Annotated in this window: 12 protein-coding genes and 1 pseudogene; 3 read left to right on the top strand and 10 right to left on the bottom strand. The window is 69.7% G+C overall.

All coding sequences use genetic code 11. The features are described 5' to 3' along the window. Positions 1-204 precede the first annotated feature (204 nt). From acpS to AC2W7C_RS08335, 7 genes and pseudogenes are all read right to left on the bottom strand, one after another. Positions 205-606 carry a holo-ACP synthase gene (acpS, locus tag AC2W7C_RS08305; RefSeq protein ID WP_486001014.1) on the bottom strand — a complete coding sequence of 134 codons (402 nt, stop codon included), beginning with the start codon at positions 604-606 and terminating at the stop codon, positions 205-207. Then, positions 603-1,340 carry a pyridoxine 5'-phosphate synthase gene (locus AC2W7C_RS08310; RefSeq protein ID WP_486001015.1) on the bottom strand — a complete coding sequence of 246 codons (738 nt, stop codon included), beginning with the start codon at positions 1,338-1,340 and terminating at the stop codon, positions 603-605. Before AC2W7C_RS08310 ends, acpS begins: the two co-directional genes overlap by 4 nt. Before the next feature lie 158 nt (positions 1,341-1,498). Next, positions 1,499-2,082 (bottom strand): annotated as a pseudogene (pyrE, locus tag AC2W7C_RS08315) (orotate phosphoribosyltransferase). A 9-nt stretch (positions 2,083-2,091) separates the two neighbouring features. Beyond that, on the bottom strand, positions 2,092-2,913 hold the full coding sequence (locus AC2W7C_RS08320) for an LOG family protein (RefSeq protein WP_486001016.1): 822 nt from the start codon (positions 2,911-2,913) through the stop codon (positions 2,092-2,094). Continuing rightward, positions 2,910-4,976 carry a RelA/SpoT family protein gene (locus AC2W7C_RS08325; protein ID WP_486001025.1) on the bottom strand — a complete coding sequence of 689 codons (2,067 nt, stop codon included), beginning with the start codon at positions 4,974-4,976 and terminating at the stop codon, positions 2,910-2,912. The genes AC2W7C_RS08320 and AC2W7C_RS08325 overlap by 4 nt, the downstream gene beginning before the upstream one ends. 227 nt (positions 4,977-5,203) lie before the next feature. Continuing rightward, entirely contained in the window at positions 5,204-5,563 is a 360-nt protein-coding gene (gene rpoZ / locus AC2W7C_RS08330) for a DNA-directed RNA polymerase subunit omega (protein WP_486001017.1), read from the bottom strand. 86 nt (positions 5,564-5,649) lie between these two features. Continuing rightward, positions 5,650-5,991, bottom strand: a complete 342-nt coding sequence (locus AC2W7C_RS08335; protein ID WP_486001018.1) for a hypothetical protein — start codon at positions 5,989-5,991, stop codon at positions 5,650-5,652. A 144-nt stretch (positions 5,992-6,135) separates the two neighbouring features. Here AC2W7C_RS08335 and AC2W7C_RS08340 point away from each other — a divergent pair, with 144 nt between their 5' ends. After that, positions 6,136-6,918, top strand: a complete 783-nt coding sequence (locus AC2W7C_RS08340) for a hypothetical protein (RefSeq protein WP_486001019.1) — start codon at positions 6,136-6,138, stop codon at positions 6,916-6,918. A 6-nt stretch (positions 6,919-6,924) separates the two neighbouring features. Here AC2W7C_RS08340 and folK read toward each other — a convergent pair whose 3' ends face one another. Continuing rightward, positions 6,925-7,494: a 2-amino-4-hydroxy-6-hydroxymethyldihydropteridine diphosphokinase gene (gene folK / locus AC2W7C_RS08345; RefSeq protein WP_486001020.1), complete on the bottom strand. Its 570-nt coding sequence runs from the start codon at positions 7,492-7,494 to the stop codon at positions 6,925-6,927. On the opposite strand from folK, the gene AC2W7C_RS08350 reads away from it, so the two are divergent. Together AC2W7C_RS08350 and AC2W7C_RS08355 are read left to right on the top strand one after the other, a co-directional pair. Next, positions 7,493-8,050 (top strand): LabA-like NYN domain-containing protein, encoded by a 558-nt coding sequence (locus AC2W7C_RS08350; protein ID WP_486001021.1) that lies wholly within the window; start codon positions 7,493-7,495, stop codon positions 8,048-8,050. The two genes, folK and AC2W7C_RS08350, sit on opposite strands and share 2 nt — an antisense overlap. A 131-nt stretch (positions 8,051-8,181) precedes the next feature. Next, positions 8,182-8,379: a hypothetical protein gene (locus AC2W7C_RS08355; protein WP_486001022.1), complete on the top strand. Its 198-nt coding sequence runs from the start codon at positions 8,182-8,184 to the stop codon at positions 8,377-8,379. A gap of 5 nt (positions 8,380-8,384) precedes the next feature. Here the strand turns inward: AC2W7C_RS08355 and smpB are convergent, their stop codons facing one another. Together smpB and dapA are read right to left on the bottom strand one after the other, a co-directional pair. Then, complete coding sequence (gene smpB, locus AC2W7C_RS08360; protein ID WP_486001023.1) at positions 8,385-8,855, bottom strand: SsrA-binding protein SmpB; 471 nt, start codon at positions 8,853-8,855, stop codon at positions 8,385-8,387. Continuing rightward, positions 8,855-9,742, bottom strand: a complete 888-nt coding sequence (gene dapA, locus AC2W7C_RS08365; protein WP_486001024.1) for a 4-hydroxy-tetrahydrodipicolinate synthase — start codon at positions 9,740-9,742, stop codon at positions 8,855-8,857. Before dapA ends, smpB begins: the two co-directional genes overlap by 1 nt. Positions 9,743-10,035 lie beyond the last annotated feature (293 nt).

A 10,035-nucleotide genomic window follows, 5' to 3' on the forward strand; every position in this document is an offset into this window, starting at 1 on the left:
GGCCGTCCGTGCGGCGCCTCGGGCGCGTGCTGGTCGTGCGCCTGCGCAGACGCCGGCGGGGCGTGATCGTCGTGACCGGAAGGCGGCGGGCGGGCGTCCAGCGGCCCGGCGTGGTCGTCGTGCGGCTTGTGCTCGTCGCTCATGCTGACTTTCATCCCCCAGCCGCTGCCCGCGGTCTTTAGCGGCGAAATCGGTATAACGTGATTAAGCCACGGGCAAGGCTTCGATCACCACGAAGGCGAGTGCGTACGGATGCTCGTCGCTGAGGGTCAGATGTATCCGCGGTTTGTGACCAGGCGGCGTCAACCGGGCCAGGTGTTCGGCGGCGTGACCCGTCAGCGCCAGGGTCGGCTGGCCGGACGGCAGGTTCACCACCCCCATGTCGCGCCAGTAGACGTCCGCGCGCATGCCGGTTCCCAGGGCCTTGGCGCAGGCCTCCTTGGCCGCGAACCGCTTGGCGTAGCTCCACGCGGGGTCCGGCTTGCGGTCCGAACGGGTTCGCTCCAGCTCGGTGAAGCACCGCCGCTTGAAACGATCGCCGAAGCGGTCCAGCGACGCCTGGATGCGGCGGATGTCCGACAGGTCCGCGCCGACGCCGACGATCATGCGCCGGCGTCCATGGCGGCGCGCATCCGCTGGATGGCTTGGGTCAGGCCGACGAACACCGCCTCTCCGATCAGGAAATGGCCGATGTTCAGCTCGCGGACCTCGGGGACGGCCATCATGTGCGCGGCGGTGACGTAGTCCAGGCCGTGGCCGGCGTGGACCTCCAGGCCCAGGTCGGCGGCGCGGGTCGCGGCGGCCTGGAGCCGCTCGAACTCCACCGCCCGGTCGTCGCCGGACAGGTGGCAGTAGCGGCCGGTGTGGAACTCCACGACCTGGGCGCCGACGGCGTGGGCGGCCTCGACCTGCGCCAGCGCGGGCTCGATGAACAGGGAAACCCGGACCCCCCGCTTCGGACAGGGCCTGGCGACCGGGGCGATGCGCGCCTCGTGGCCCGCCACGGCCAGGCCGCCCTCGGTCGTCACCTCCTCGCGCCGCTCGGGCACCAGGCAGGCGGCGTGGGGACGGTGGCGCAGCGCGATCGACAGCATTTCGTCGGTCACGGCCATCTCGAGGTTCAACGGCTTGCCCGCGACCGCGCAGAGGTCGCTCAGGGCCTCGATGTCGGCGTCGGTGATATGGCGGCGATCCTCGCGCAGGTGCGCCGTGATCCCGTCCGCGCCGGCGGCGAGGGCCTCGCGCGCAGCGCGCACGGGGTCGGGATGAGCCCCGCCGCGCGCGTTCCGCACCGTGGCGACGTGGTCGATGTTGACGCCGAGGCGGACGTGTCCGGTCATGTCTCTCTACCGCTCATCCCCGCGAAAGCGGGGGACCCAGTGCTTTTGGGTGACAAGTGGTGCGAGCATCCTCTCGTCCGCAAGTCCCGGGCGCCGACGTCACGCCGAACAGGACTGGGTCCCCGCTTTCGCGGGGATGAGCGGACGGGGGAACACGCTCACTTCGACAGCCGGCGGCTGCCGGGGTCCTCGACCGGGATGGCGGCCAGTTCCGGCGGCAGCTTGTCGGCCGCGTAGGCGGGCACGTCCAGCGTGGCCAGGGCGATCAGGGGCACGCCGACGTCGCGCGGCCGCCCGAGCGGTCGACGATGCAGGCCGCCGCGACCACGTCGCCGCCGGCCGCCTGGATGGCTGCGATGCATTCACGGGAACTGAGGCCCGTGGTGACGATGTCCTCGACCATCACGACCTTCTGGCCCGGCTCGACGTGGAAGCCGCGGCGCAGCTTGAACTCGCCACCCTCGCGCTCGACGTACATCGAGGGGACTTTCAGCCAGCGGGCGGTCTCGTAGCCGGGAATGATGCCGCCGACGGCCGGCGAGATGGCCAGATCGACAGGCCCGACGGCCGCCGTGATCTTCTCGGCCAGAGCCTTGCACAGCCGGCCGCAGCGCTCGGCGTCCATGAAGACCAAGTTCTTCTGCAGGAAGGTCGGGCTGTGCAGGCCCGACGAGAGCACGAAATGGCCTTCGCGCAGGGCGCCGGCGTCGCGGAATTCGTTGAGAACGTCTTCGGAGGTCATGCGCCTGCCCTACCCTGTCACGGCCTCGCTTTGAAGAGCCGGTTGGGCGGGATCGGGCGCATTCTCGCCGCCCGGCCTCAGGCCTCGGGCCAGAAGCTCGCTCCAGGCCCCCTCGGCGTCCTCGGCGAAGCTGATCAGGTCCAGGTCGGCGGGCGCGACCATGCCGTGCTTCACCAGGGCTTCGAAGCCGACGACCGAGGTCCAGTAGGCCTTGTCGACCAGGACGATCGGGATCGCCCTCTCCTTGCCGGTCTGGCGCAGCGTCAGGATCTCGAACAGCTCGTCGAAGGTGCCGAAGCCGCCCGGGAAGACCACCAGGGCGTTGGCGCGCATGGCGAAATGCATCTTGCGCATGGCGAAGTAGTGGAAGCGGAACGTCAGCTCCGGCGTCGACCAGGCGTTCGGCTCCTGCTCGTGCGGCAGGGTGATGTTGAAGCCGATCGAGGGCGCGCCGACGTCGTGGGCGCCCCGGTTGGCCGCGCCCATGATGCCCGGACCGCCGCCGGTGGCGATGACGTTGTCGCGGGGCTGGCCGACTTCGCCCAGCATGGCGCCGCCGCGTTCCGAGGCGATGCGGCCGAACGCGCGCGCCTGGGCGTACCAGCGGGCGTGGTCCGGGCTGGTCTCCTCGCCGACCCGGGCGCTGCCGAACACCACGATGGTCGAGCGCACGCCCCAGGCCTTCAGCGCCTCCTCGGCCTTCTCGTACTCCATCAGGAAGCGCACGCCGCGCAGGCCTTCGCTGAGCAGGAAGTCCTGGTCCAGCGCCGCCAGGCGGTAGGCGGGCGAGGCCAGCTGGGCGGCGTTGTCGGGTCGGTCCGAGGCGCTCACCCGCGCGCGCGCTCCACGGTATCGACCGACGGATTGGCCCTGAGCGCGGCCATGATCATGGTGGCGTGCTTGGCGTCCTCGACCTCCACGTCGATGTCGACGTCGAAGAAGTCCTGCTGCCGGTGGCTCATGACCAGGTTCAGGATGTTGCCGCCCGCCTCGCCGATGATGGTGGCGACCTGGCCCAGAACGCCCGGGGCGTTCTTGATCGTGGCGCGGATGCGGGCGGCGGCGACGGCGCCCTGCTCGGCCTGAGGCGTCCACTGCAGGTCCTGCCAGACCGAGTCGTCATCGGCGAAGTCGGCCAGCCGCTGACAGTCGATGGTATGCACGGTCAGGCCGACGTCCGGCTCCAGGATGCCGACGATGCGGTCGCCCGGCACCGGCGAGCAGCAATGGCCGAAATGAATGCTGACGCCGGGCGTCAACCCGCCGCCGCGCACGAACAGCCGCGCCTGGTCGTCGGCGATCCGCTTGCGGTCGGGACCGGCCTTGAGCCGCCCCTTGAGCGCCGGGAACAGCGTCTCGCCGACCTTGGCCGCCGAAAGCCGGCCCCGGCCGATGGCTTCGAACAGGTCGTCCTCGGTGGCGACCGCCAGGGTCTCCAAAGCGGGCTTGAGGGTGACCTCCTCGGCCGTCTTGCCGGCCCGGGCCAGCGTCTGCTCCAACGTGGCGCGGCCCAGCTTCTGGAACTCGCCGCGCTCCGAGGTGCGGATGTGCCGGCGGATGGCCGAGCGGGCCCGTCCCGTCACGGTCAGCGAGCGCCAGTCCGCGGGGATCTCGCGCTTGGCGCCGCGGATGATCTCGACCACGTCGCCGTTCTGCAGCTGGGTGCGCATCGGCTTCAGCTCGCCGTTGATCTTCACCCCGACGGCGGAATCGCCGACCTCGGTGTGCACGGCGTAGGCGAAGTCCAGGGGCATGCCGCCGCGCGGCAGGGTGATCAGCGAGCCCTTTGGCGTGAAGACGAAGACCTGCTCGAGGTACATCTCCAGCTTGGCGTGCTCGACCCAGTCCTCGCCGCCCTCGCCATGCTCGATGACCTGCACCAGGTGCCGCAGGTTCTGCAGCGGGTCGCGTCCGCCGTCGGCGGCCATGGCCTCGCGGTCGAAGCCGTAGGATTTGTTCTTGTAGGCCCAGTGGGCGGCCACGCCGTCCTCGGCCACCCGGTTCATGGCTTCGGTGCGTATCTGCATCTCGATGCGCAGTCCGCCGGGGCCCACGACCGTGGTGTGCAACGAGCGGTAGTTGTTCGACTTGGGCGTCGAGATGAAGTCCTTGAACCGTTCGGGCACCATGGGCCAGGCGCGGTGGATGACGCCCAGCGCCCGGTAGCAGTCGTCTTCGGCCTCGACGATGACGCGGAAGCCGTAGATGTCGGACAGGGATGAGAAGCCGACCGATTTGCGCTGGAGTTTCCGCCAGATCGAGTACGGGGTCTTCTGCCGGCCCAGGACGCGGGCGGGCACCCCCGCCTCGGCCAGGACGCGCTCGACCTCGTGGGACACGCCGTCGATGGCGCGGCCATGCTCGAGCTTCAGGGCCTCCAGCCGGCGCTCGATGGCGGTGCGCGCGGTTGGGTTCAGGTGCTCGAAGGCCAGCTCCTCCAGCTCGGAGGCGATGGAGTGAATGCCGATCGACCGACCGAGAGGGGCGTAGACCTCCAGGGTCTCGCGGCTGATCCGCTCGCGCTTCTCGGGCTTGACGTACTTCAGCGTCCGCATGTTGTGCAGACGGTCGGCCAGCTTCACCAGCAGGACCCGCACGTCCCGGCTGATGGCCAGAATGAATTTGCGCAGGTTCTCGGCCTGGCGGGTGTGCTCGGCCTGGAGCTCCAGCCGGCTGAGCTTGGTCACGCCCTCGACCAGGACGGCGATCTCCTCGCCGAACATGCCGGCGATGTCGTCGCGGGTGGCCGAGGTGTCCTCGACCACGTCGTGCAGCAGGGCGGTGACGATGGTCGCGGTGTCCAGCCGGTAGTCCGTCAGGATGCCGGCGACCTGGATGGGATGGGCGAAATAGGGGTCGCCGGAGGCCCGCAGCTGCGAGCCATGCATCTTCATCGCATAGACGTAGGCGCGGTTCAGCAGCGCCTCGTCGGCGGTCGGATCGTAGGCCTTGACGGCTTCGACCAGCTCGAACTGGCGCAACACCTTGCTGCGGACGGCCTCGGGCGCCGCCGGAGACGGCGAGGCCTCCGAAGGGTCGTTCAGATTGGCAGCTTCAGGGGTCGGCGCGGGCTGCGAGGTCCGCGCCGGCAGGATGGTGATACCGTTGGCGGAGTCTGCCGTCAGTACCGCTCCTCCTGCCCGCCGTCGCGGTCGCTCTGCAGCGCGCGGATCAGCTCGGCTTCCGCCATGTTCATGTGCTGCGGCTCGGCCAGCAGGGCGACGGTCTCCGCCTCGTCCTCGGCCTCGGTGCGCTCGTCGACGCGCTGCAGCGTGGTGATGATGTTCTCCTGCAGCTCGTCGGGGACCACGGTGTCCTCGGCGAGCTCGCGCAGGGCCACGACCGGGTTCTTGTCGTTGTCGCGGTCGAGCGTCAGCGCGGCGCCGTTGGCGATGTTGCGGGCGCGGTGGCCGGCCAGCAGAACCAGACCAAAACGGTTCGGCACCTTCTCGATGCAATCTTCGACAGTAACGCGGGCCATGAATTTCCTCGGGCGCGGGGGAGAACCGCACAAAATATAGGGTCAGGCCCGATTGTGCAACGCCGCATGGGCGACGAAAGCGGCTCCTAGGCCCCGCCCATCGCCATGACGGCCCCGAACAGCAGGCCGACCGCGGGGGCGATGAAGGCCCAGAAGCGGGTCGGAATGAAGAAGAAGCTGCCGGCCGAGGGCTTGAGCAGGACGCGCTGCCCCGTCTTCTCGTCCAGCAGGACCCGGCCCTCGCGGGCGTCAAGCTTGCGGGCGGTGAAGAAGATGGCGGCGCCGGCCAGAAGGCCCGCGACCGCGAAGCCGACCGCCGGCTCCCACGGGTCCGCCAGACCCAGGGCGGACACCCCCACAAGGCTCAGCCCGAAGGCGACGACCACATACAGAGGCACGAGAATGCCCCAACCCGACCAGATGATCACGTCATGCTCCTGAACGACCCTGGGCCGGACGTTCGACGCAGGGCGGCTCCGGGTCAACAGCGGGATAACACCCGTCAGGAATCGTCTGGCGGGGATGGCGCGGCGATCTGTAGGGTCTCGTCATCCCTTACGAGGTTTTCGCCGATGATCGCCGCCCTCGCCGCCCTGTCCCTGGCCGCCGCGCCGTTTCCCCAAACCCCGCCCGAGGCCTGGGTCTGGGTGGGCGTGGAGAACGGCGTCGCCGGCGCCGTGGACGTCGCAGGCCAGACGCCGGGCGGTCCCTCGACCTACCGTTCCGTCCTGATCGGCGCCCTGACCCGGGCGGACGGCCGCGACTACGTCATCCTGGAGAACACGCTCGACTGCGCCGAGGGCCTGAGCCGAGTGACCGCCGCCGCCTTCTACGGCCCGGACGGCGAGCCCCTGCTCCTCGACCGGTCTTCGGACTCGCTCCAGGGCCTGGTCCCCCGGGACCTGCAGATACCGATGATGAGGGAGGCCTGCGCCTACACCGTCGACGGCACGCGCGACGTCTACCGTCAGCTCGGCAGCCTGCTGAACGTCGCGCGGCTGACCGCGAACGCCTGGGAGAAGGTCGCGGAGACAGACGACCAGGTCCTGGGCGTCAATGTCGCCGGCGTTTCGGCCTGGACGCCCGAGGTCGATCTGGTTCTGGTCAACCGCCGCCCGGCGATCGGCGGCGCATCCCATGTCGTCTTCCGTCAGCGCATGGACTGCGAGGCGCGATCTCTGGAACCCTTGTCCGTCCAGTCGTTCGAGGCCTACGACAGCGACCTGCGCGCGGATGAGCCGGTTGGCCTGACTCCCGCGATGACCGCGGCGGCGCTGGAGCGCCTGTGTCGCCGGGAGCCCGATCTGGACACCGATGTCCTCGGCTTTGTCGAAACGGTCCGACCGAGCCGCTGAACCCGGTCAGCGGACCGGGACGGGCTTGGCGTCCGTGCCGACGGAACTGGTTTCGGCGAGCGTCTGGGCGGAGCCCCCATCGACGGGATGGGTCCAGTCGGGCGCGATCTCGGCCAGCGGACCCATGACGAACAGCCGCTCGGCGGCGCGGGGGTGCGGCAGGATCAGGCCGTCCACGTCGCCGGCGTCCCGGCCGTAGGCGATCAGGTCCAGGTCCAGGGTGCGCGGGGCGTTGCGGACCTCTCGGCGTCGACCGAAGGCGTCCTCGATCCGGCCCAGGGCGGCCATCAGGGCGTGGGGGCCGTGCGCGGTGCGGACCAGGACCACGCCGTTCAGGAACGGCGGATCGGTCGGATCGGGCCAGGCGGCGGAGGTCCACCAGGACGACCGCGCCACCACGTCGATCCCCTCGCAGCGGAAGCGGGCCAGGGCCGCCTCCAGGGCCTGGCGGCAATCGGTCCAGGCCCCCTTGTCATTGCAGCCCAGCGCGACGATGACGGCTTGGTCCAGATCGGGTTCGCCGTCTATTGCGACGGGAACCTGGACGCCTGCCGCATTTTCCGGGTCCGTTTCCATGACGCCATATCCGACCGAACGCATCGCCCTGTTCATCGACGGAGCCAATCTGTACTCCGCCGCCAAGGCGCTGAACACCGATCTCGACTTCAAGAAGCTGGTGGAGCTGTATCGCGCGAGCGGCGTCCTGGTCCGCGCCTACTACTATACGGCCGTGATCGAGGGCGAGGAGTTCTCGCCGATCAAGCCCCTGGTCGACTGGCTGGACTACAACGGCTTCACCGTGGTGACGAAGCCGGTCCGGCGCTTCACCGACGCCCAGGGCCACAGCCGCACCAAGGGCAACATGGACATGGAGATCGCGGTCGACATGCTGGAGCTTGCGCCGCGACTGGATCATGTCGTCCTGTTCTCCGGCGACGGCGACTTCCGGCGGCTGGTGCAGGCCGTCCAGGCCAAGGGGGTGCGGGTGACCGTGGTCTCCACGGTGAAGACCCAGCCGCCCCAGATCGCCGACGAGCTTCGCCGCCAAGCCGACGTCTTCGTGGACCTGAACGACCTGCTGTCCCAGATCGGCCGCCCCCGCGCCGGCGCCGTCCGGGACGACCGTCCTTGACCTGAATCCCGGGGGCGCTCCGCTCCGGTGTGGCTCTCGCGCAACGCGAATCAGTCCGCGGCGACGCCAAGCGTCGCCGGCAGGAACACCGGCCTCCATCCGCCGTTGTCCGGACAGCTTTGGAGGCTGTCATGCGTAGGCGGAACGGGGTCTTCACGCCCCAGGAACGGAGAACGGCGCTGCTGGCGCTGGTGGTCGCGGCCCTGATCGCGATGCTGGGGATCATGATCCAGCCAATGATCAAGCCGTCGGTCGGGGCCGGCGGGGCGGACGCCTACCTCACCGCGCCGACGCCGGGCGTGCTGGACGCCACGCCGCTGGCGAGCTGAGGCGTCTAGCCCCGCTCCTTCATCAGCCGGGCCTTGTCGCGCTGCCAGTCGCGGTCGGCGCTCGCCTGGCGCTTGTCGTGCAGCTTCTTGCCCTTGGCCAGGGCGATCTCCAGCTTCGCCTTGCCGGCCTCGTTCAGGTACAGGCGCACCGGGATGATGGTCTGGCCGTCGCGCTGGACGGCGCCGATCATCTTGTCGATCTGCTTCCTGTGCAGCAGCAGCTTACGGGGCCGGCGCGGCTCGTGGTTGAAGCGGTTGGCCTGTTTGTAGGGCGGGATGTCGGCGTTGATCAGCACGATCTCCCTCCCCTCCACCGCCGCATAGGATTCGGCGATGTTGGCCCGGCCGTCGCGCAGCGCCTTGATCTCGGTGCCCAGCAGCTGGATCCCGGCCTCGGTGTAGTCCTCCAGGAAATAGTCGAACTTGGCCCGCCGGTTCTCGGCGATAACCTTGGTCTTCGGCTTGTCGGACGCCATCAGCCCAATCCCGCGTCCGCCATGGCGCGATCGATGGCCGGCTTGACGGCGTCGGCCGTGGGGGCCAGCGGCAGGCGGACCTCCTCCCCGCACAGCTGCAGCCGCGACAGGGCGTATTTCGCCGGCGAGGGCGAGTTGTCCAGGAACAAGCCCTTGTGCAGGCCGATCAGGCGATCCTGCCAGATGCGGGCGCCGGCGTAGTCGCCCGCCTCGGCCGCCTGATGCAGCGCTACCATCGCTTCCGGCGCCACGTTGGAGGTCACCGAGATGACGCCGACGCCGCCGTGAGCGTGGTAGCCCAGGTAGCTGGGATCGTCGCCCGAGATCAGGTCGAACTGGCCCGCGGCGATGTTGGCGCGCATCCAGCTGACGCGCGACAGGTCGCCGGTGGCGTCCTTGATCCCCACGATGTTGGGATGGGCCGCCAGCCTGGCGACGGTTTCATTAGCCAGGTCGACGCCGGTCCGGCCGGGAACGTTGTACAGCAGGATCGGCAGCTGGACCGCGTCGACGATCGCCTCGAAATGCGCCGCCATCCCCGCCTGCGAAGGCCGGTTGTAATAGGGGGTGACGACCAGGGCGCCGTCGGCCCCGACGGTCTTGGCGTGGCGGACCAGGTCGATCGCCTTGTCGGTGGCCGACGAGCCGGCGCCGGCGATGACGCGCACCCGGCCGCGGGCGACCTCGACGCACAGCTCGACCACCCGCTTGTGCTCGTCCAGGTGCAGGCTGGCGCTCTCGCCCGTCGTCCCCATCGGCGCCACGCCGTGAACCCCGGCCGCGATCTGGCGTTCGAGCAGCCTCGTGAAGGCGGCTTCGTCCACCTTTCCGTCACGAAGTGGTGTGATCAGGGCGGTGATCACGCCCTTGAACAAGGGGGCGGTCATTGAAACGATGGTCCTGCGTGGGATTGGGCGACGGTCGCCGGATGTTGAACGCTGGAGGGTAGGTTGCCGGTCGGCCGACCGCAACCGCAACGAATGGGGATCGGACACCTTATGATCGGAACCAGTCTGGCGGCCGTGCTGGCCCTCGTCGCCCCCGCGCCCGAAAGCCTGATCCCCCCGCAGACGCCCTACTACGCCTCCGCGCCGGCCGGGTCCGGGTGACCAACGAGCCGCGCGTGCTGAACGCTCAGGACACGGCGCTCTTCCGTCAGGGCCTGGCCGCCGCCCGCATC

It is taken from the genome of Brevundimonas sp. CURTG3B2_SDJG (genome assembly GCF_057364705.1).